The sequence below is a fragment of the Cellulomonas endophytica genome (genome assembly GCF_004123805.1).
Classification (GTDB): domain Bacteria; phylum Actinomycetota; class Actinomycetes; order Actinomycetales; family Cellulomonadaceae; genus Cellulomonas; species Cellulomonas endophytica.
The window spans coordinates 1-19,930 of sequence record NZ_RWJX01000017.1; the positions used below are offsets into that span (position 1 = coordinate 1).

Annotated in this window: 17 protein-coding genes and 1 other annotated feature; of the genes, 10 read left to right on the forward strand and 7 right to left on the reverse strand. The window is 70.3% G+C overall.

Annotated elements, in window-relative coordinates:
• The 5 genes from EJA20_RS07130 to EJA20_RS07150 form a co-directional block, all read right to left on the reverse strand.
• Positions 1 to 472: cation diffusion facilitator family transporter (locus EJA20_RS07130; protein WP_164983871.1), on the reverse strand; the 472-nt coding region annotated here is incomplete at its 3' end.
• The gene (locus EJA20_RS07135) at positions 469 to 1,137 is read right to left on the reverse strand and encodes a methyltransferase family protein (RefSeq protein ID WP_129337475.1); all 669 of its coding nucleotides are present in this window, start codon (positions 1,135 to 1,137) and stop codon (positions 469 to 471) included. The genes EJA20_RS07135 and EJA20_RS07130, both read right to left, overlap by 4 nt.
• A complete protein-coding gene (locus EJA20_RS07140) occupies positions 1,127 to 1,777 on the reverse strand; it encodes a cation diffusion facilitator family transporter (RefSeq protein WP_129337476.1) in 651 nt (216 codons plus the stop codon). Before EJA20_RS07140 ends, EJA20_RS07135 begins: the two co-directional genes overlap by 11 nt.
• On the reverse strand, positions 1,774 to 2,166 hold the full coding sequence (locus EJA20_RS07145) for an ArsR/SmtB family transcription factor (RefSeq protein WP_129337525.1): 393 nt from the start codon (positions 2,164 to 2,166) through the stop codon (positions 1,774 to 1,776). Before EJA20_RS07145 ends, EJA20_RS07140 begins: the two co-directional genes overlap by 4 nt.
• A gap of 862 nt (positions 2,167 to 3,028) precedes the next feature.
• Positions 3,029 to 4,263, reverse strand: a protein-coding gene (locus EJA20_RS07150; protein ID WP_240675158.1) for an IS3 family transposase whose coding sequence is annotated in 2 segments (ribosomal slippage) — positions 3,029 to 3,984 and positions 3,984 to 4,263 — 1,236 coding nt in all. Because the reading frame shifts where the segments join, the coding sequence is not laid out codon by codon here.
• Positions 3,872 to 3,985, reverse strand: a sequence feature (AL1L pseudoknot). It overlaps the preceding gene by 114 nt.
• A 408-nt stretch (positions 4,264 to 4,671) precedes the next feature.
• Between EJA20_RS07150 and EJA20_RS07155 the strand changes: the two genes are divergently transcribed.
• Together EJA20_RS07155 and EJA20_RS07160 are read left to right on the forward strand one after the other, a co-directional pair.
• Complete coding sequence (locus EJA20_RS07155; protein ID WP_420836413.1) at positions 4,672 to 5,397, forward strand: response regulator; 726 nt, start codon at positions 4,672 to 4,674, stop codon at positions 5,395 to 5,397.
• Positions 5,398 to 5,462: 65 nt separating this feature from the next.
• A complete protein-coding gene (locus EJA20_RS07160) occupies positions 5,463 to 6,518 on the forward strand; it encodes a sensor histidine kinase (RefSeq protein ID WP_338068806.1) in 1,056 nt (351 codons plus the stop codon).
• 194 nt (positions 6,519 to 6,712) lie between these two features.
• Here the strand turns inward: EJA20_RS07160 and EJA20_RS07165 are convergent, their stop codons facing one another.
• Positions 6,713 to 9,211, reverse strand: coding sequence for a heavy metal translocating P-type ATPase (locus EJA20_RS07165; RefSeq protein WP_205687405.1), 2,499 nt, complete (start codon positions 9,209 to 9,211; stop codon positions 6,713 to 6,715).
• A 282-nt stretch (positions 9,212 to 9,493) separates the two neighbouring features.
• Here EJA20_RS07165 and EJA20_RS07170 point away from each other — a divergent pair, with 282 nt between their 5' ends.
• The 5 genes from EJA20_RS07170 (at position 9,494) to EJA20_RS07190 (ending at position 15,122) form a co-directional block, all read left to right on the forward strand.
• Positions 9,494 to 9,718 (forward strand): heavy-metal-associated domain-containing protein, encoded by a 225-nt coding sequence (locus tag EJA20_RS07170; protein ID WP_090033053.1) that lies wholly within the window; start codon positions 9,494 to 9,496, stop codon positions 9,716 to 9,718.
• A 298-nt stretch (positions 9,719 to 10,016) separates the two neighbouring features.
• Positions 10,017 to 10,628 carry a M15 family metallopeptidase gene (locus tag EJA20_RS07175; protein ID WP_129337479.1) on the forward strand — a complete coding sequence of 204 codons (612 nt, stop codon included), beginning with the start codon at positions 10,017 to 10,019 and terminating at the stop codon, positions 10,626 to 10,628.
• 323 nt (positions 10,629 to 10,951) lie between these two features.
• Positions 10,952 to 11,938 carry a hypothetical protein gene (locus EJA20_RS07180; RefSeq protein ID WP_129337480.1) on the forward strand — a complete coding sequence of 329 codons (987 nt, stop codon included), beginning with the start codon at positions 10,952 to 10,954 and terminating at the stop codon, positions 11,936 to 11,938.
• On the forward strand, positions 11,935 to 13,689 hold the full coding sequence (lnt, locus tag EJA20_RS07185; RefSeq protein ID WP_129337481.1) for an apolipoprotein N-acyltransferase: 1,755 nt from the start codon (positions 11,935 to 11,937) through the stop codon (positions 13,687 to 13,689). Before EJA20_RS07180 ends, lnt begins: the two co-directional genes overlap by 4 nt.
• A 110-nt stretch (positions 13,690 to 13,799) precedes the next feature.
• Positions 13,800 to 15,122 carry a M23 family metallopeptidase gene (locus EJA20_RS07190; protein ID WP_129337482.1) on the forward strand — a complete coding sequence of 441 codons (1,323 nt, stop codon included), beginning with the start codon at positions 13,800 to 13,802 and terminating at the stop codon, positions 15,120 to 15,122.
• A gap of 102 nt (positions 15,123 to 15,224) precedes the next feature.
• On the opposite strand, the gene EJA20_RS07195 is transcribed toward EJA20_RS07190, so the two are convergent.
• Positions 15,225 to 15,848 (reverse strand): DUF305 domain-containing protein, encoded by a 624-nt coding sequence (locus tag EJA20_RS07195; protein ID WP_129337483.1) that lies wholly within the window; start codon positions 15,846 to 15,848, stop codon positions 15,225 to 15,227.
• Between the two features lie 384 nt (positions 15,849 to 16,232).
• Here EJA20_RS07195 and EJA20_RS07200 point away from each other — a divergent pair, with 384 nt between their 5' ends.
• From EJA20_RS07200 to EJA20_RS07210, 3 genes are all read left to right on the forward strand, one after another.
• On the forward strand, positions 16,233 to 16,910 hold the full coding sequence (locus tag EJA20_RS07200) for a DUF3105 domain-containing protein (protein ID WP_129337484.1): 678 nt from the start codon (positions 16,233 to 16,235) through the stop codon (positions 16,908 to 16,910).
• 61 nt (positions 16,911 to 16,971) lie between these two features.
• The gene (locus tag EJA20_RS07205) at positions 16,972 to 18,192 is read left to right on the forward strand and encodes a DUF418 domain-containing protein (protein ID WP_129337485.1); all 1,221 of its coding nucleotides are present in this window, start codon (positions 16,972 to 16,974) and stop codon (positions 18,190 to 18,192) included.
• Positions 18,193 to 18,446: 254 nt separating this feature from the next.
• Positions 18,447 to 19,907, forward strand: coding sequence for a gamma-glutamyltransferase (locus tag EJA20_RS07210; protein ID WP_129337486.1), 1,461 nt, complete (start codon positions 18,447 to 18,449; stop codon positions 19,905 to 19,907).
• Positions 19,908 to 19,930: the final 23 nt, after the last annotated feature.

The following is a 19,930-nucleotide window of genomic DNA, read 5'->3' on the forward strand; positions in this document are numbered from 1 at the left end:
CCAGGTAGGCGCCGCGCACGTTCAGGCTCTGCCCCTGCCCACCGCGCAGCAGCAGCAATGAGACGAGGTTGGCGGCGGCGCCGACGACCGCGACGAGCAGCATCACCCCGGTGGAGACCTCGGGCGGGTCGTTCCACCGCTGCAGCGCCTCCACGATGACCCAGATCGCCAGCACGGCCAGCAGGACCGCGTTGGCCAAAGCCGCCAGGATCTCGGCGCGCATCAATCCGAAGGTGCGGGCCGCGGTGGCCGGGCGGGCGGCCAGCGACGCCGCGACGAGAGCGATCGCCACACCGCTGGCGTCGGTGAACATGTGCCCGGCATCGGCCAGCAGCGCCAGGGACCCCGAGGCGAGCCCGCCGACGACCTGGATCCCGACGACCGACAAGGTGATGACGAGCACGGCGAGCATCCGACGTCGATGCTGACCGGTGGCCGTGGCGGCCGCGCCATGGTTGTGTCCGGCGCTCATGGCACGTCTCCTCTCGTGGACGACGTGGTCGCCGGATCAGTTCCCGCTCGGGGATACCGACCCATGCCGGGGACGAAGCGGCCCACGGTGCCGGCGTACCCGAGGTAGCTCGCGCCGTGCACCGCACGCAGGTAAGGCTCCTCGACGCACCGCACCTGCAGCTGGACCGCCAGCACGAGGGCCACCAGCGCCGCGACGGTCAGGACCGTCGGAATCACCAGCGCGATCCCGGCCAGGGCGACGACCATTGCGCTGAACACCGGGTTGCGCACCCGCGAGAACCACCCGTCGGTGACCAACGCGGTCCGCTCGGCAGGGTCGACACCTATCCGCCAGGACGACCCCAGCGCGCCCTGCGCTGCCAGCACCAGGACGAAGCCCACCAGTGCCAGCAAGGCGCCCACGACGACGCGCGCCACAGCGGTCGACTCGCGAGCGGGCAGTACTCCTGCCGCAGCCAGAGCAGGACCGAGTGCTCCGGCAACGAGCGCCACCACGAAAAGCACGCCACCCCACCAGCCCGCCGAACCGACCGGCCCGCTGATGCCCCGGAAGCCGGCGCTGCCGGTTCGTCGACGGTGCACGTAGCTGCGCCAGCCAAAGGTCGCGGCGCACCCGATGGCGTAGAGCACCAGGGCGACCAGGCCTGCGTCCTCAGTCGTCATCGTCGTCCTCCACGAGCTCGCCCTCCCAGGCCTCCCTACCCTCATGCACGGCGAAGGCGGCGATGACGAAGCCGGCGACGGGGTCCAGCCATGCCGCGCCTGTCAGCGCGTACAGCCCGACCCCGGCCAGCGTCGAGATCGACAGCAGCACGCAGATCCGCGTCTCGGCGGCGTCGGCCAGGATCAGGTTGTCGCCGAGTGCGCGGCCCACCCGGGTCTTGGCGGCAGCCAGCACCGGCATCACGACGATGGACGCCGCCAGCAACACCAGCGCGACCACGGAGGTGTCCGGCTCCTCCCCACCGACCAGGGCCCGGATGCCTTCGACGGTGACGTAGGCGGCGAGCAGGAAGAACGTGATGGCGACGGCCCGCAGCACGCGCCGCTCTTTCGCTTCGTCGGCGTGCCCGTGACGCAGCCGAGCGGCGAGGCGCAACCCGACCAGGACTGCGGCGATCGACTCGATGCCGGAGTCGATGCCGAAGCCGATGACGGACACCAGCCCGGCCAAGACCCCCACGGTGATCGCGACAGCGCCCTCGAGGACGTTGTAGGCGACGGTGAACTGCGCCAGTCGCAGTCCTCGCCGGGTGAGGGCTTCGGTCTGGACGGCAGTCAACGACGACGCAGATCCGCTCACCGCTGCCGCCCCTCGACGGATGCCGCGCCGTACGTAGGGCACAGCGTGACCGCGTCCCCAGTCACCGACAACAGCTGCTCAGCAGCACCGAGCAGCGCCAGAACCTGCTCAGGATGGTTCAACGAAAACAGCGAGGCCCGCCCCTGCGGCCGAGAGCTGACTAGGCCGCAATCGCGCAGGCAGGCCAAGTGCTTAGAGACCGTGCTCTGAGCCAGACCCAAGTGGGCCGTCAGGTCCACCACACGGTGCTCCCCCAGCGCCAGATGCCGGACGATCACCAGCCGGGAAGGATCCGAGAACCCGTGGAACAAGCAGGCCGCAGCCGTCAGCGCCGCCGCTTCGACCTCGCCACTCACGTCGGTCGTACTCGCCTGAGCCCCCGCCAGCATCGCCATGCGCCGATGTTAACGGCTAATGCGCATCCGACACCAGCCTCTGGCTGTAAGACCACCAGAACGTCTAGCATCGACGCAACCAACGGCTTCCTCTTTAGGTCAGGCCAGCCCCCTCGGAACAGACACGACGCTGCCCCCAGAATCGCGAGTTGAAGCGGGCAGTTCGCCCGAACTACCCGACGCGCTGGATGATCTCGAAGCCTTCGGCGGCCGTGCGATCCAGGGTCGCGGTGCGGTCGTCGGCCCGGACGTCGAGCAGCGGCCCGGGAGGTGAGCTTCCCGCAGTGAACCCAGTGGCCGCTGACCTCGCCTTGAAGGAGTAGGTACCGTGGCCCGCAGCGCGCGTCGTTGTGGCGCTCGCGATGGCCTCGTCGGCACAGCCCCGATCGTGGCCCTGAGCCGCTTGAACGAAAGTCCTTATCTGGAACTGTCGGCGGCGAGCTTATATCCATCGTTGGTGTCAGGCAATGAAAGGGCGCGGGTGAACTCGTGGCGGCAGAAGATGCAATCGCGGCTAGGGGAAGCGGGGGTGGCACGGTCGCCTAAGCGGAGCGCACCGACGATCGATCGTCGTCTCCCAGCCCGGGCCGGTTGATTACCAGATGGGCAAGTTGGGCTGGAGGCGGTCCTGCGCTCGGTCCGCCGTCGCGCAGCCAGGTCGCCAGCGTACCCGTCGCGCCGTCACCGGCGAGACGCTCGAACCAGACCGGCGTGGTGCCCGCCCGGCGGCTGCCAGGTGCCGGCCTGACCACCACGACGTCGCCGCGGTTGCACTCGTCGAGGCACTCCACCAACGTCAGCCGGGCAAGGTCTTCCCTGGCGAGACGGCGTAGCCGCTCCATGTCTCGTGTCGGGTTCAGTGGAGGCTCGGAACTGACGCTTCGACGGTCGTCGTAGCGGTGTTGTGACGGTAGTAGGTGTCCTCGAGTTCGGCGGGTGGGATCAGTCCGATCTCGCCGTGCAGGCGTCGGTGGTTGAACCAGTCGATGTACTCCGCGACGGCGATCTCGAGGTCGTCGATGCTCTTCCACGGTCCCTTGTTGCGGACCAGCTCGGCCTTGAACAGCGAGTTGAACGCCTCGGCCAGGGCGTTGTCGTAGGAGTCGCCGGTCGACCCGACCGACGCGACCGCGCCGGCCTCGGCCAGGCGCTGGGTGTAGCGCACCGCGACGTACTGGACGCCCTTGTCGCTGTGGTGCGTCAGGCCGGTGACGTCGCGTCCTTCGCGCTGGCGGGTCCAGATGCCCATGTCCAGGGCGTCCAGCGCCAGATCGGTGCGCAGGCTCTTCGACAGCTGCCACCCGACCACCCGCCGGGAGTAGACGTCGGTCACGAAGGCGGCGTACACCCACCCGGTGAACGTGCGGCAGTACGTGATGTCGGCGACCCACAGCTGATTCGGGGCGGTCGCGGTGAAGTTGCGGTCGACCAGGTCCGGACGGCTGTCCGGGCCCGCACCCGGGATCGTGGTGCGAGGACCCTTCGCGCGGCTGATCCCGCGCAGCCCGGCCGCGCGCATCAACCGGTGCACGGTGCAGCGCGCGACGCGGTGCCCTTGCCGGCGCAGTTCGGCGTGGACCTTGGTGATGCCGTAGACCCCGTAGTTCGCCGCGTGGACCTCCTCGATCACCCGCGTGGTCGCGGCGTCGCTCACCGACCTGACCGACGGTGGCCGCGACCGGTGGGCGTAGTACGTGCTCGGGGCGACCTGCAGGTCCGTGCAGATCGGCTCGACCCCGAACTGGTCCTTGTGGGCGTCGATGTACTCGATGATCACCGCTGTGGGCGGTCGAGCTCCGCCGCGAAGAAAGCCGACGCAGACCTCAGGATCGCGTTGGACCGGCGCAGCTCACGGTTCTCCCGCTCCAGCTCGGCCAACCGCTGGGCGTCCGACGTCGTCGTCCCGGGCCGGTCACCGGCGTCCACCTCCGCCTGAGTCACCCAGTTCCGCAGCGTCTCGGGGTTGATCCCGAGCTGCTCACCGACCCTGGCCAACGCGCCCTTGCGGGTCGCCGGGTCACGCCGCAGATCGACCGCCATCCGGATCGCCCGCTCCCGAAGCTCGTCCGGGTACTTCCTCGGTGCTGCCATGACTCTCATCCTCTCGGGGAATGAGAGCCTCCATCAGACCCGACACGAGACACCATCTGCCCGCCCGGCAGAGGATCGCTGTCACCAAAGGTCTCGCCGACGCACAAGGAGCACGCGGTCAGCCCGGGGACACGGCTCACAGGCGTGGCGGTTGGATCGGCGGGCACGGTCCGACAGTACGTGTCACCCGCTCGCTGGCTCCAACTCGTGCGCGGGTGCATGGGCGACGGGAACGGCCGGTGCTTCAGAGGGGCGACCTAGGCACACCTGCTCCTGGACGAGTGCCTACAGAGGGAGTCGTCGTCTCTGGTGGGCCGTGCATCTACGTTTAGGTCTGGTCAAGGTTCGATGAAGGGCCGGAGCCGGGCTCTGCCTAGCGGTAGTTCGGGAGTCAGGGCGGACAAGATGATGCCTGTGACCGCACCGACCTCCTCCCCCGCCCGCCGCGCTGTCGTCGTTGACGATGAGGAGGCGCTGGCGCGTCTCGTCGCTGGGTATCTCGAGCGCGAGGGGTACTTGACGACCGTGTGCCACGACGGCGCTCGGGCTGTCGATGTGCTCCGCGAGGTCGACCCTGACCTGGTCGTGCTCGATCTGGGTCTGCCAGGACTGGATGGGGTGGAGGTGTGCCGGCAGCTGCGCGCGTTCTCGGACTGCTACGTCGTGATGCTCACCGCCCGCACGGAGGAGGTCGATACCTTGGTCGGCTTGTCCGTCGGCGCGGACGACTACATGACCAAGCCGTTTAGTCCGCGTGAGCTCATGGCTCGAGTTGCTGCCCTGATGCGACGTCCGCGCCGCGCGGCGAGCGCCGTCCTAGCGGCCAGCGACGTCCTGGAGATTGGGGACCTGCGCATCGACGTCGAGGCCCGGGAGGTGCACCGCGCCGGGCAGGTGGTGCCGCTGACTCGCACCGAGTTCGACGTGTTGGCGGCCATGGCGGCCAAGCCGGGGCGGGTGTTCGACCGCCGCGCCCTCATCGACACCGTGTGGGGCGCCGGGTGGGTCGGAGATGAGCACCTCGTCGACGTCCACGTGCTGCACGTGCGCCAGAAGCTGGGCGACACAGCTGATGCCCAGCGTTACGTCCGTACGGTGCGCGGAGTCGGGTACCGCATCGGAACCGGCACATGACCGCCGCAACGCGCCGCCCGGCGCTGGCGAGGCACGGACTCGCCGCTCGCCTTCTCGCAGCCCTGGTGATCGTGCTGGCAACCGCCGCGATCACCGCGGGGTTGGTGGCGTCCGCCCTGGGGCCAGGGCTGTTTCACGACCACATGCTCCGCGCGGGTTTGCAGGACCATGACGCTGCTGTTCTCCACGCCGAGCAGGCGTTCCGTGACGCCAGCACCGTTTCCTTCGCCCTGGCTCTCGGCGCCGCAGCCCTCGCCGCCGCCGCGGTCAGCGTGGTGCTGACCCGCCGCATCGGCCGGTCTCTGGCGGCGGTGTCCACGGCCGCAGCACGCGTGGGAGCCGGTGCGTACGAGTCCCGCGTCCCGGACCCGGGTCTGGGAGCAGAGTTCGACAACCTCGCCCGCTCCTTCAACGCCATGGCCGACCGGCTGCACGAGGCCGACCGTCTTCGGGCACGGTTGCTGGCCGACGTTGCGCACGAGGTGCGGACCCCGGTGGCAACGATCGCGGGCTACTTGGAGGCCGTCGAGGATGGCCTCCAGCCGCTGGACGCGACCACCATCGCCGTCCTTCGCGAGCAAGCGGCGCGACTAACCCGACTAGCGCAGGACCTGTCCGCCGTCACGCGTGCAGAAGCCGGGGACCTGACTCTGGATTTGGAGCCTGTACCTGCCGACGCCCTGCTCGGCGCCGTCGCTGCTGCGGCCGGTGAACGCGCTGCAGCCGCGGGCGTCGACCTCGAGCTCAAGATCGCGGACGGGCTACGGCCGCTTGTGGTGGACCGCACGCGGATCGCCCAGGTGCTGGACAACCTGGTAGCGAACGCGATCCGACACACCGGCGCCGGCGGCACGATCGTGCTGTCTGCCGACCGCGGTCCGGGTGAGCAGGTCGTGCTGGCAGTAGCGGACACCGGCGAGGGCATCGCGTCCGAGCACCTGCCGCACATCTTCGAACGGTTCTACCGTGCCGACACCGCACGCGATCGCGGCCGAGGTGGGTCGGGGATCGGCCTGGCGATCAGCAAGGCTCTGACAGAAGCGCACGGCGGCACCATCACCGCGGCCAGCGCCGGCCCCGGCAAGGGCGCGACTTTCACCCTGACCCTGCCGGGCGCCTGATCCGCACGACCGCTCGGCGCACCCGCGAGGCCAGGTCACCGCTGACGCGACTCGGCGGGCCGGTGTGCCGGTGGACGCCGGGCGTCAGCGACACCGTCGCGAGCCTCATCGCCCTCGCCGCTCGCCAGGGCCGCGCCACGTCCCACACCGACGGGCGGCAGGGGCGGCGCGACGTCGGCGCTGGCCGCGCCCTCTCAGGCCGGCGGCCCTGCGTGGTGGTCCTGCTGCCGTGGCAGTCGCAGCCGCTTGAGCAGCAGCGCGTTGACGGTGACGATGACGGTCGAGCCGGACATCGACAAGGCGGCGATCTCCGGCCGCAGCATGAGGCCCCAGGCAGAGAAGAACACGCCAGCAGCGATCGGCAGGGCGATGGCGTTGTACCCGATGGCCCAGGCCAGGTTCTGGTGCTCCTTGCGCATGGTCCCTCGACCGATGCGCATGGCGATCGGGACGTCGAGCGGGTCCGACCGCATCAGCACGACGTCTGCGGTCTCGATGGCGACGTCGGTTCCGGCGCCGATCGCGATGCCGACATCCGCCTGCGCGAGAGCCGGGGCGTCATTGACGCCGTCACCGACCATCGCGACCTTCCTGCCCATCTGCTGCAGCCGGGCCACGTGCGTCGCCTTGTCCTGCGGCAGGACCTCCGCGATGACCCCATCGATCCCGAGCTGGCCCGCGATGCGGCGGGCTGTGGCCTCATTGTCGCCCGTCAGCATGACGACCCGGACGCCGGCCTCGTGCAGTGATGTCACGGCGGCGCCGGCGCTCTCCCGGACGGCATCCGCCAGGGCGATGACGCCGACGGCGCGGCGGTCGACGGCGACCAGGACCACGGTGCGGCCAGAGGCCGACAGCGCCTCCCGTCGCTCGTCCAGCTCCCCCAGGCGGATCTGCTCGCTGTCCATCAAGCGGCGGTTGCCGACCAGCACGCGATGGTGCCCCACCGAGGCCGATGCACCGTGCCCGGGCTTGTTCACGAAGTCGGTCGCAGCGAGCGTGGGCAGCCCCTTCTGCCGGGCGTAGCGGTCGACGGCCCGTGCCAGCGGGTGCTCGGACTCGCGCTCGACAGCCGCAGCCAGAGCCAACATCTCCTGTTCCTCCATGCCGGCGGCGACCACGTCGGTGACCTCCGGCTCCCCCTTGGTCAAGGTTCCCGTCTTGTCCAGGACCACCGTGTCGATGCGCGCGGTGGCCTCGAGCGCCGTCGCGTTCTTGAACAGGACACCTCGACGAGCACCCAGGCCCGTGCCCACCATGATGGCCGTCGGCGTCGCCAGGCCGAGGGCGTCGGGGCAGGTCACCACGACCACAGTGATGGCGAACAGCATGGCTTGTGCCAGCCCTGCCCCGGCCAGCGTCCAGGCCGCGAATGTCACGGCGCCGCCGGCGAGGGCGACGAAGACGAGCCAGGACGCAGCGCGGTCCGCCAGGCGCTGGCCGGGCGCCTTGGAGTTCTGGGCCTGCTGCACCAGCTGCACGATCTGGGCCAGCGCTGTGTCGGCGCCGACCCGAGTGGCCCGGGCGCGCAAGGCGCCGGTGGTGTTGATGGACGCGCCGATGAGGTTCGCGCCGGGCCCCTTGGCCACGGGTAGCGACTCGCCCGTGACCATCGACTCGTCGACCTCTGACTCACCTTGCTCGACCACCGCGTCGGTGGGCACCTTCGCACCGGGACGGATGAGGAGCAGGTCGCCCACCTGGACCTGGGAGGTCGGGACCTCGACCGGGTGCCCGTCACGGATCACCAGCGCCTGGGATGGCGCCAGTTCGAGCAATGTGCGCACCGCGTCGTTGGCGCCACCGCGCGCCCGCATCTCCAGCCAGTGGCCCAGGAGCACGAAGGTGGTCAGCACGCTGGCGGCCTCATAGAAGACCTCGCCGCCGCCGGTCAGGGTCACCACCACGCTGTAGAGCCAGCCGGCGCCGACGGCCACCGCGACGAGCACCATCATGTCCAGCGTGCGTGCGCGGAGAGCTCGAGCGGCACCGTCGAAGAAGATCCACGCCGAGTAGAAGACGACCGGGATCGACAGCAGCAGCGAGAACACATCGTCGCGCAGCCCGAACGGGGCCGGAGCGTCGAAGCCGAGCACCTCGCGGCCGATGGGTGACCACAGCAGGATCGCGACGGACAGCAGCGCCGCCACGACGAGGCGGTTGCGCATGTCGCGGGCCATGTCCGCCATGGACCCGCCCCCGTGGTGACCGCCGTGTCCCATCGCGTCGTGAGCAGCGGGCGCCGCGTCATGCTCGGCGACGTGGTGGGACGTCCGGGGCGGCATCGCTGTGGGAACGGCGCCTGCCATGACGGTCTCCTCCGACGGGCCGTGACGTTGAGAGGGTGCTGCGTGAAGTGCGTTGCTCACCGCCGCGTGTGCAGGATCGCCGTGCCGGTCCACGCCGGCGGGCGCGACCTGTGCGACCGCGGTCCTCGGTTCGGCGAGGGGGTGGCACAGGTGCTCAGGCACGGACTGCCCGGAGCAGTGGAAGCCGCACTCTCTCACCCAGTCGCGTAGCTGGGCCAGGGTCGTCTGGTCTGGGTCGTACATGACGGTCGCGGTCTGCGACGCGGCGCTGGGCTCGACGGAGACGACCCCGGGACGTCGAAGCAGCGCCCGCTCCACGATGCGCTCCGAGGTGGCCCAGTGCAGTCCTGCCACATTGAGCACTGCTGAACTGAGTTGCTTCACGATCCGCTCCCTCGTAGAAGACGCCGCCACGTCGCCGTCCCTCGATACCCCCGGGGGGTATCAAGCCGCACAACTCCAGCGTGGTCGCGAGGCTTCCCAGGCGCCATGAAGGTTCGATGAAGGCGTCGGCCGGGGACTCGGTGCTCGCGCTGGTCATAGGGCTGCGCAGGACGGACGCGGCAACAAGCCGCGCGGCGGCGGGTCGCGCCGGTACCCCTTGGGGGTATAGGGATGACGGCGAAGAAGGACGCATCGGCGTCCCTTGATGCCAGAGGAGCAGCGATGAGCACCGCGACGTATGCCGTCACCGGGATGACCTGCGGCCACTGCGTAGCTTCCGTGACCGAGGAGGTGGGCAAGATCGGTGGTGTCAGCGCGGTGGACGTGGATCTGATCAAGGGCGGGATCTCTCAGGTCACCGTCGTCAGCGAGGCACCCGTACCGGAGTCAGTGGTGAGGACCGCTGTGGGTGAGGCCGGCTACGAGGTGGTGGACGCCACGGCGTGATCAGTGCGAGCGGGTCGGCGCGTGGCAGGGCTTCGCCGTGCCGGTGGTGTTCGGTCTGGTACCGCTGGCACGGATGTCCCTGCCGAAGGGGCGATGAGGACGCCCTGATGCGGGCGCCGAACGCCTCGGCGGTAGGGAACCTCAAGCGGTACAGGACTGCTGTCGATAGGCATAGGGCGTCGAGCCCGCTCGAGGGTGGTACCAGGAGCAAGTTGTCCTCGGACCGCGCGTCCCGCGTCCCGCGTCTCGCGGTCGTGGCGGCTGGTTCGCCGCGCGGATCTGGGGAGGACGAAGAGAAATGGACAGCATCTCGCGCATCGGGCAGCGGATGGCGGAGATCCAGACCCTGATCGGCGGTCCGCTCGGCTATGCCTCGGCCTCCGTCGGTGGGGCGGCCTCATCGTCGCCGTCCGGCGCCGCCGGCAGCGCGGGTGCGGCCTCCACGGGGACAGGTTTCGCTGACGCCCTGGACCAGGCCGTCCGGTCGTCGTCGTCCACCTCGGCCTTGCGCAACGCCCAAGGGGTCCCGGCGGATCTGGCGAAGTTCGGGAACGGCAACGTCCCGACCAGCGCGCTGCAGGAGGTCGGGGACACCGGGCACCGGTTGTGGGCGCCGGCAGGGGAGGCCCTCGAGGAGCTCCTGGCGACTGCCGCTCGAGATGGTGTCAGCATCGGCATCACCGATTCCTACCGCTCCTACGCAGCGCAGGTCGACCTGGTCAAGCGCAAGGGCTTGTACTCCCAGGGCGGCTTGGCGGCCGCACCGGGAACGAGCCCGCACGGTTGGGCGGTGGCGGTCGACCTGGACCTCGACGCACGTGCGCACACCTGGATGCGTGCGAACGCCGACCGTTTCGGCTTCGTGGCGGACACCCCCCGCGAGCCGTGGCACTGGGTCTTCAAGGCCTGACCGCAGGCCCTCGCTCCTTTCGCGACCGGCGCCCGGCCGGCGACCGCGCACAGTGGCGTCGGACATCGACTTACGCGCCGCCCCCGGTCCCGGTCGAGCTGCTGGCAGCGCGGATGTGTCCTGGGAGCCGCTCCTGGCGACGCGCGCGAGGCGGATGCGGCTCCCGTCCTCCGCTGAGCGCTTCGACGCGCCCACCACGCCAGGACGATGAAGGTTGGATCAAGAAGGGTGCGTCAACTCCTCGATCCGCTCGCGGCCGCCGATGCTGAGGTACCGCACCGGCACGACGGCTTCCGCCGTGCCCGTTGAGAGCAGGTGGACTCGTGAGCGCCAAGCCCCGGCCCGGGCATGACGGCCCTGCTCGGCAGCGCGCACGCCGCCTTGAGGTGCCCCGCGGCCCTCAGCAGGTGAAGGCGTGGTTGGAGTCCGATCCCGACCTGGAGGAGATGCAGGAACGCTTCCCCGCGGAGTGGGCGACCGTCCGCGCCAAGCTTCGGGAGTTGGCGTCCCGGGAGGACGACGAGGCCATCGCCGCCTACGTCCAGAGCGTCGCCCGGGCCGCTGCAGGCACCCGTGGCCCGGGACGAAGCGACGCTTCTGCGCAGGTCTCGTCGGAGGTGCGGCGACGGATGCTGGCAGCCGCCCTGCGGCAGATGTCCCTGTCGAGGGCCACGGGGGTGAGCCAGGGCACGGTCCGGTTCAACCTCGTGAACGGGTGGGTGGCCCAGCGGTTGCTGTTCCGGCGTGGACTGGAACGCAAGCCGGTGTCGGTGCCGTGGTTCCGGCTCGTGTGGCCGCTGCTGCCTCAGCGGCGGTACCTGATGCCGCTGGTGACCCCTCAGGGGATCTACTGCTTCTACAGCAGCGCACTGATCCGTCGCCTGGTCCGGTTGATCGATGGGCGCACATGTGTCGAGATCGCCGCGGGCGACGGGACCTTGTCCCGGTTCTTGCGGGCTGCTGGAGTGCCGGTGCATGCCACGGACGATCACAGCTGGTCACGCACCATCGACTTCCCCGAGGACGTCGAACGCCTCGATGCGCAGGCGGCCCTCGCCCGCTACCGCCCCGCCGTGGTCCTGTGCTCCTGGCCGCCGGCGGACAACGGCTTCGAACGCTATGTCTTCGGGACCGAGAGCGTGCAGACGTACATCGTCATCGGGACCCGCCATCGGTTCGGGTCCGGAGACTTCGCGGGCTACCTGGCGCAGCATGCGTTCGAGATGCGTGAGGAACCGACGCTGAGCCGTCTGGTGCTCCCGCCCGAGCTCGACCCGGCCGTCTACGTCTTCGAGCGCCGGCCAGGATGACCACGGCGACCGACCTCGAAGACGCCCCGCGGGCAGCGGCCCCACGGCTGACCCTCGTCGCCCTGCTGCAGCGCCGCGGGGGCACGCGACGAGGACCACGGCACCATGCGCTGCGAGCTGGTGCACGCGCCGTGCTGTTCCGGGCAACGCTGGCGGGCGCGGCAGGCCTGGCGATCGGCGCCGCCTTCCCAGGACGGTCGTGGTGGCCGCTGGCCAGCATCGGCGTGGCTCTGCTGCTGGCTGCGGTGCACGGCTGCCGACCGACGTGGGCAGCATCGACCGCACTCCTGGCGGGGTCGGTGTTCTTCCTGCCGCATCTGTGGTGGGCGGTCGTGGCCTCGGGCTCGGTCCTGGGCTGGATCGTGCTCGCCCTCGCGCAGGCGTCCTCGTGGGCGGTGTTCGCCGTGTCCTGGGTCGTGGTGGCGCGCCTTCGCCCCGTGCGGACGCACCCGGGCGCACAGCCCTGGGTTGCAGCGGTGCTGTGGGTGGCTTTCGAACAGCTGCGCGCACAGTGGCCGCTGGGCGGCTTTCCCTGGGCTCTCCTGGCCTACTCGCAGAGCGAGAGCCCTCTGCTACGGCTCGCCCCGTGGGGCGGCTCGGCACTGGTGAGCGCAATGGTCGTCGTGCTGGGGGGCTACCTCTACCTGTGCGGCTGGTCGTTGCGCCGCCGTGCTTTACCTGCCGCCACCCGCAGCCTGGTCGCGGTCCTCGCCCTGTCCGCTGCTGCCGCGCTGACGCCGCACCCCACGCTCGTCGACGCCGGCACCATGCTGGTCGGCGTCGTGCAGGGCAACGTCCCGGGCCCTGAGCTGAGCGGGGAGCGACGTGCCCGGCAGGTGCTCGAGAACCACGTGCAAGGAACACGAGCCCTCGCCGAGGAGAGCTCGGCGGCCGAGCTGGACCTCGTCCTCTGGCCCGAGAGCTCCACCGACATCGACCCTCGCCGCGATGCTGCGGCGGCACGGCGCGTGCAAGCAGCGGCTCTGGCCGTCCAGGCGCCGATCGCAGTGGGCACCCAGCGTTACGTCGCAGACGGCCGTTACAACGAGTACGTGCTGTGGTCCGCCCAGGAAGGGGCTTCGCCACAGGTCTATGCCAAGCAGCGCCCCGTGCCGTTCGGGGAGTACATCCCGGCCCGCGCGTGGATCCGGCGGCTGACAGCCGCAGTGGACCAGGTCACCGTGGACATGCTGCCCGGCGAAGGCACCGCCACGCTCGAGGTGCCCGTGCCCCGCCTCGCACGAGCGGTGCCGCTGGCCGTGGGCATCTGCTTCGAGGTCGCCTTCGACGAGCCGCTGCGAGATGCGGTGCGCGACGGCGGAGAGTTGATCGTCATCCCGACCAACAACGCCTCATTCGGGTACACCCAGGAAGCCTCGCAGCAGCTGGCCATGGGACGCTTCCAAGCTGCTCAGCACGGACGTGCCCTCGTGCAGGTCTCCACCGTGGGGCACAGCGCGGTGATCTCCCCTGAGGGCGACCTGCTGTGGAGCAGCGGGCTGTTCACCAGCGATCGCACCGTCATGCAGGTCCCCCTGCGCACGGGGCTCACCCTGGCGGACCGCCTTGGGGCGCTACCCGGTCGCACCGCCGTCGGTGCAGCTGTCGCTCTGCTGGCGGTCGGTGTGCTGACAGGCGGTCCCCCGCGCCGACAGCGCCGCACGCTGCGAGGGTGCACCTGGTCCACCCGTGCGCGCGCCGAAGGTGCCGGCGCCGTGCACAGTGCCCCAACGGAAGGGCTTGCCCGCTGATCATGCGCGATCCTGCTGCTCCTCTCATCCTCGCCGTTCGGTCTCGACGTCTGCGGCCAGCGCTGATAGCGGTCGTGCTTGCCGCAGGTGTGCTCGTTCCCGTCCTGCCTGTGCAGGCCGTGGGCGAGGACCCCGACGGTCTGCGCGAGCAGGACCAGGCGGCCGAGCAGCGGCAGGCCCAGGTGCGCGAATCGATCGAGGACCTGAGTGCCGACCTGGCTCAGGTCGTGCTCGAGCTGGAGAACACGCGCGCGCAGGTACCTGCCGCTGAAGCTGCCCTGCAGCGGTCTCGCCAGGCCGAGGACCTGGCGGTGCGGGAAGCCGACATGGTCGGGCGACAGCTGCAGGATGCCCGCGACGAGCAGGCCGTCATCAGCGAGAAGGTGCGCGTCGGACAGGAAGCGGCCGAACAGGCGCGCACCTCCTTGGCCGAGCTGGCTCGACGGGCCTACCGCGGGGAGGCCACGGCCAGCGAGCTCGCGGCCGTGATGCAACCCGCGCGGCTGAGCGGCCAGGCGCGTGACACGGCCCTGCTGTCCGCGGCGCAACGCGCCCAGTCCCGGGTCTTCGCCCGCCTGCAGGAGCAGGCGAGCGCGGGGCGATCCGCCCAGTTCCGGCTCGAGAGCGTGCAGGAGCGGGTCGCCCAGCTCAAGGCAGAGGCTGACCAACGCGCCCAAGAGGCAGCTGCAGCCCGTCAGGAGGCAGTGCTGCAACGCGACCGGCTGGACGAGCTGCTTGCCTCGCAGAGTGAGCAGGAGGCTGTGATGGCCTCGAAGGTGACGCAGGCAGAGTCGGAGGAAGCGCGGATCCAGGCCGAGCGGGATGCGATCGCACGCGAGCTCGAAGCGATCGCGGAGCAGCAGCGCAACGCCGCTGCTGCCGCAGCAGCAGCAGCTGCAGCAGCAGAGGCCGCCGCGGCGGCGGCCGGACCCCCACAGGCAGCGCCGGCACCCATGCCGGCACCCGCGCCAGCAGCTCCGCCGGCCGCTCCGCCCGCAGCTCCGCTCGCGGGGGCCGGTGCTGGCGCGATGTTCGGCAATCCGACGGCCACGACGCCCATGTACGTCACCAGTGAGTACGGCAACCGGCTGCACCCGATCCTGAAGATCATGCGGCTGCATGCTGGTATCGATCTGCGCGCGTACTGCGGCACCCCGATCTACGCGGCTCGGGACGGTCTGGTGCGCTGGGCGCAATGGCGCAACGGCTTTGGGAACCAGGTGATGCTCGACCACGGCTTGGTGGAGGGAAGGCTGCTAGCCACCAGCTACAACCATCTGACCAGCTGGGTCGTAGGTGGTGGGCAGCAGGTGCGCAAGGGTCAGCTCGTCGGCTACTCCGGCAACACGGGGCTATCGGGCGCCTGCCACCTGCACTTCGAGGTCTACCGCGACGGCACGACCGTCAACCCCCGACCGCTGCTGGGAATGTGACAGCCCGAGCCGGTGAGGCCCGCGAGCACGATGAGAGAAGGGCGGTGTTCCCGAGCCGGCCAGGGCTCGAGAACACCGCCCGAGGGCGACAGCCTGAGAGGCTCAGGCCATGGCATCCAGCATCTGCTGCATCTCGTCGATCTCGGCGGTCTGCGCCTCGACGATGTCCTGAGCGAGCTGGATGGCCTCGGGGTCGCTACCGTCCTCGATCTCCTGCTGCGCCATGTCGATCGCGCCCGTGTGGTGCGCGATCATGAGCTCCAGGAAGCGACGGTCGAACTCAGCGCCGGACAGCGACTCCAGCTCCGTCATCGCCTCGTCCATGCTCATGCCGTCCATCTCCATGCCGCTGTGGTCCATGCCCTCCATCGACATGTCGGCGGAGGTCTCCTCGCCCCAGGCCTCCAGCCAGCCGGTCATGAGGTCGATCTCGGGGCCCTGGGCGTCGGCGATCCGCTGCCCCAGCTCCTGGATCTCGCTGGTGCTGCCCTTCTCCACGGCCAGGTTCGCCATGTCCAGCGCGCCGTTGTGGTGCTCGATCATCATCTGCGCGAAGCCGGTGTCGGCCTCGTTGTGCACGTCGGCCACCGCCGACTGGCTGCTGGCGGGAGCTGAGGCGGCCGTCGTGCTCCCGCTGCCCTGCTCTGAGCTGGAACAGGCTGCCAGCGTCAGGGCCAGGGCGGCAGCGGTGGTGCCGGCCATCGCCCGGCGCATTCGGGTCTGCATGTCGTCTCCTTCGTGCGATCAGTTGCGCGGCGGGTCCTGTGGCGCCGCTTGCCGTGCCGGGCGGTGCGGTGGGCGGTGGTCCTCGTGTCCGGGCCATGCGCGCCCGTGGGCACGCACCGAGCCGTCGACACCGCGCCCAGCGCACCCCACGCCTGTCGTGCCGCGCCCGACAGGACACTCCGCTCGCGGTGAGCGCCAGTGTGGCGCCCGTCCATACCAACACGGCAGCTGGGAAGGAACGTGGCTCAGAAGTCCCGCTCGCCATGAAATTTCCATGAAGACGCGCCCAGGAGGACCGTCAGGGGCAGGTGGTCCTGCTCAGCACCGGAAGGCTGGTGTGCCCCGCGCCCCCTCAGGCGCACGGGTGGGAGCGGAAGGGGCGGCGTGAGCGCGTCACAGAGCAAGAGACTCCAACGAGCGGCGCTGCGGGCTGCCCGCCTGGCCGAGGCGCAGGCGCAGCAGCGCCGCGAACAGCAGCGCCGCGGCCGGGTCCTGGTGCAGATCCTGGCGTTGGGCATCGTCGGGCTGCTCGTGCCCACCGCCGTCGTCCTGGTGATCGCGTTCCGCCAGAAGGCCGCTGTGGAGGCGGCCGCCGGATCGCCGATCGCAGGCGAGCAGGTGATGAAGATCGCGGACACCGCGCACACCTCTGCGTCGGTGGACTACGACCTCGAGAGCGCCGCGACACCCCCAGCCGGCACCCTCCCCCCCACTGGGGGCGACCACGACCCGGCCTGGCAGTCCTGCGGGATCTACGACACACCGGTCCGCACGGAGAACGCCGTGCACTCCTTGGAGCACGGCGCGGTATGGATCGCCTACAACCCCTCGCTACCGGAAGGACAGGTCGAGGACCTGGCGGACGTCGCCGACGCGCACCCCTACGCACTGCTCTCACCGATCCCAGACCTGGCGGCGCCGGTGGTGCTCTCCGCATGGGGAGTACAGCTCCAGCTGCCCTCGAGTGCGGATCCTCGCGTGGAGCCCTTTCTGACCCGCTACCTGCAGGGTCCGCAGAGCCCCGAGCTGGGCGCCGCGTGCAGCGGGGGGGTCAGCCAGTGAAGGGGAGCGTGTCGGGGACTGCTTGCCCTCCTTCCTCCGTTCCTGTCAGAAGAGGTCCCTGATGCGTCCGTCGCGACGGCGGGACCACACACCCCGCGACGACCAGTCACCGACGGTGGAGGCGCCAGGCTCACCGCGCTCATCCCCGACGTCAAACGCTGCTGAAGCCGCGCCGGCACCGGCCTCCCCCGGACGACTGCTCGCCATCGATGCCGCGCGAGGTCTGGCCCTCGTCGGGATGGTCGTCGTCAACGTCGGGCCCTTGTCCGTGGAGGGCCTCTGGCAACGGCTGTACCTGCTGCCCTACGGCCGGGCTTCCGTGCTCTTCGTCGTCATCGCTGGGATCGGCATGGCCTTCTTCGTCCGCGCGCGCCGCACCCCCAATGGCCGATGGCGAGCGTTGATCTGGCGCGCAGCCGTCCTGCTGATCGGAGGGTTGCTGCTGCAACGCACCACGGAGGACGTCGGGGTGATCCTGCCCGTGTACGGGGTCCTGTTCATCTCCGTGCTGGTGCTGCAGTTCCTGCCCCCGCCGGTCTTGCTGGGCGCCGCTGCCGTGCTCGCCGTCGTCGGCCCGGTCCTGTTCATCAGTCACGGCCTCGACGACGTCGGGCAGCATCTGGGCCCCCCGGCCCGGCTGGGTGACCCGTGGCCGGAGATCGCGCACGCGCTGCTGCTGTCCGGCCGCTACCCGCTGGTGACCTGGGCTGTGCCGTTCCTGGTCGGCATGTGGGCCGGGCACCTCGACCACACCCGGGTTACGACGGTCCGTCGCCTGATCGCGTGGGGCGGTGCGCTGGCGGTGCTCGCCCAAGGAGCCAGCCAGCTGAGCCGCGCTCTGCTCGGCGAACGAGCCGACCAGGGGTACTGGCGGCTGCTGACCGGTACGGCCCACGGTCAGATGCCCCTGTGGCTCATCGGCAGCGTCGGCGGTGCGCTGTTCACCGTCGCAGTGCTGCTGCGCTGGTGGCCTCTGGTAGGACGCTGGGCGCGCCCGCTGGTCATGGCAGGGCAAATGGCCCTGACCCTCTACGTGCTGCACGTGCTGGTCCTGGCGATGCTGCGTCCGCCTGAAGACATCACCATCGCCACCGGTGCGCTCCTGAGCGCTGCACTCGTCACCGGCTGCCTCGTCGTGGCAGTCCTGTGGCGCGCGACAGCGAGCATCGGGCCGTTGGAGTGGGTGCTGCGGGCGTCCTTCCTCACCGGCGCCGCGAGGACGAGGGTCCCGGCTGCTCCTGTCCCCCTTCCCGAAGCACAGATCAAGGACCAGCACCCGTGAACAGCACCTCGCCCTCCCCTGTTCGGTCGGCGACCCCGCGTCGGTGGGCCAGCAAGGCCGTAGCCGTCGCCGTCGGCCTGACCGTGGTCCTCACTGGATGCACGGACGACCCGGCGCCGACGGCCAGCTCACCCCGAGCACCTTCGGCGGGCACCGCCAGCTCTCCCCCAGCGCCGTCGCCGTCGCCGTCGCCGTCGACGTCCTTGGGCGCCTTCGGGGTCAACTCCGGCCATCCCTCGGCCACACGTGCCGGCATGCAGATCCTGGAAGCCGGTGGCAACGCCGTCGATGCAGCGATCGCAACCGCCTTCGCAGATTCGGTCATGCAGCCGGCGTCATCGGGGATCGGCGGTGGCGGGGCCGCACTGGTCGTCGCCGACGGGCAAGCGCGGAGCTACGACTACCGCGAGGTGGTCAACGCTGCAGGCGTGGTGCCGCCGAGCGGGACCGGCATCCCTGGGTTCGTCGCCGGTCTGGACGAGCTGCACCGTGAGTACGCCACGCTGCCGTGGGCCGCTCTCCTGCAGCCCGCGATCGATCTGGCACGCACGGGCGCGCCGGTCTCGAGGTACCTGGCGCGCACGATCAACAGCTCCTTGGGTCAGCGCGTCACCGGTGCTCTCCCGCAGTTCCGCAACGCCGACGGGGCACCGCTGCAGGAGGGCGACCTTCTCGTACAGCAAGAGCTGGCCACGACGATGGCCGCTCTAGCAGAGCAAGGTCCTCGGAGCTTCTACACCGGAGAACTGGCGCAGACCGTGGTGGGGGTCGAGGGCGTCGATGCGTCCAGCCTGGCCGCCTACACCGTGCAGGCCTCTGAGCCGCCACGCGGGCGAGTCGGCGACTACACGATGATATCGGCATCCCCTGCCCTTCCAGGGGCGGCCATCATCCAGATGGTGCAGATCGCGGAGGCCGCCGGCATCGGGAGGGTTCCCGCGGGATCTGCCGAATTCGTCGACCTGCAGTCGCGCGCGTGGCAGGTCGCGGAGCGCTCCGTGCAGAGCCAGTTCGGCGACCCCGCCTTCGTGCAGGTCCCCACCGAGGCCCTCACCGATCCTGCTGCCAATGCTGCTCTAGCCCGGGATCTGCCGCCCGCGGTGTTCCAGGAGACCGGGCAGTCCTACGACGGGGCGCCGAACACGACTCACATCTCGGTCGTGGATGCCAACGGCATGGCTGTCTCCATGACGAACACGATCACCAACTACTGGGGCTCTGGTCAGTACGTGGCCGGGTTCTTCATGAACGACCAACTCGAGCGTTTCCAGGACATCGGTGCCCAGGGAGCGAACAACCCACCGCTGCCGGGACGACGGTCGGTCACCTGGAGCAGCCCGTCCATGCTGCTCGATGACCGTGGCCGTCCGGCGCTCGTGATCGGCACCCCTGGGGGTCGCCAGATCCCCAACACCACCGCACAGGTGATCATGTTGTGGGCGTTGCAGCGCGTGAGCCTGGACGAAGCGGTGCGCACCGACCGATTCATCCTCGCGGACGGCGTCCTGCGGCTGGAATCAGAACGGCTCCGTACCGAGATGACGGCCCTCGGCTATCCCGTACGAGTGCATCCCGCCGATGCGCGTGCGGACTGGGGCTCGATCCAAGCCCTCCAGGTGAACTGGGACGAGCGCACGGTCTCTGGAGTCGCGGACGACCGCCGGTCGGCGGGAGTGGAGACCGCAGCCGAGGCGCCGCGGCAACCGGCCGGGTAGGCGCGAGCCCGCCCCGCCGACGG

Excerpts from the sequence above, each read along its gene's own strand:
- EJA20_RS07135 (WP_129337475.1), bottom strand. The coding sequence starts at position 1,137 with ATGACGACTGAGGACGCAGGCCTGGTCGCCCTGGTGCTCTACGCCATC.
- EJA20_RS07145 (WP_129337525.1), bottom strand. The coding sequence starts at position 2,166 with ATGCTGGCGGGGGCTCAGGCGAGTACGACCGACGTGAGTGGCGAGGTC.
- EJA20_RS07155 (WP_420836413.1), top strand. The coding sequence starts at position 4,672 with ATGCCTGTGACCGCACCGACCTCCTCCCCCGCCCGCCGCGCTGTCGTC.
- EJA20_RS07170 (WP_090033053.1), top strand. The coding sequence starts at position 9,494 with ATGAGCACCGCGACGTATGCCGTCACCGGGATGACCTGCGGCCACTGC.
- EJA20_RS07175 (WP_129337479.1), top strand. The coding sequence starts at position 10,017 with ATGGACAGCATCTCGCGCATCGGGCAGCGGATGGCGGAGATCCAGACC.
- lnt (WP_129337481.1), top strand. The coding sequence starts at position 11,935 with ATGACCACGGCGACCGACCTCGAAGACGCCCCGCGGGCAGCGGCCCCA.
- EJA20_RS07195 (WP_129337483.1), bottom strand. The coding sequence starts at position 15,848 with ATGCAGACCCGAATGCGCCGGGCGATGGCCGGCACCACCGCTGCCGCC.
- EJA20_RS07205 (WP_129337485.1), top strand. The coding sequence starts at position 16,972 with ATGCGTCCGTCGCGACGGCGGGACCACACACCCCGCGACGACCAGTCA.
- EJA20_RS07210 (WP_129337486.1), top strand. The coding sequence starts at position 18,447 with ATGCAGATCCTGGAAGCCGGTGGCAACGCCGTCGATGCAGCGATCGCA.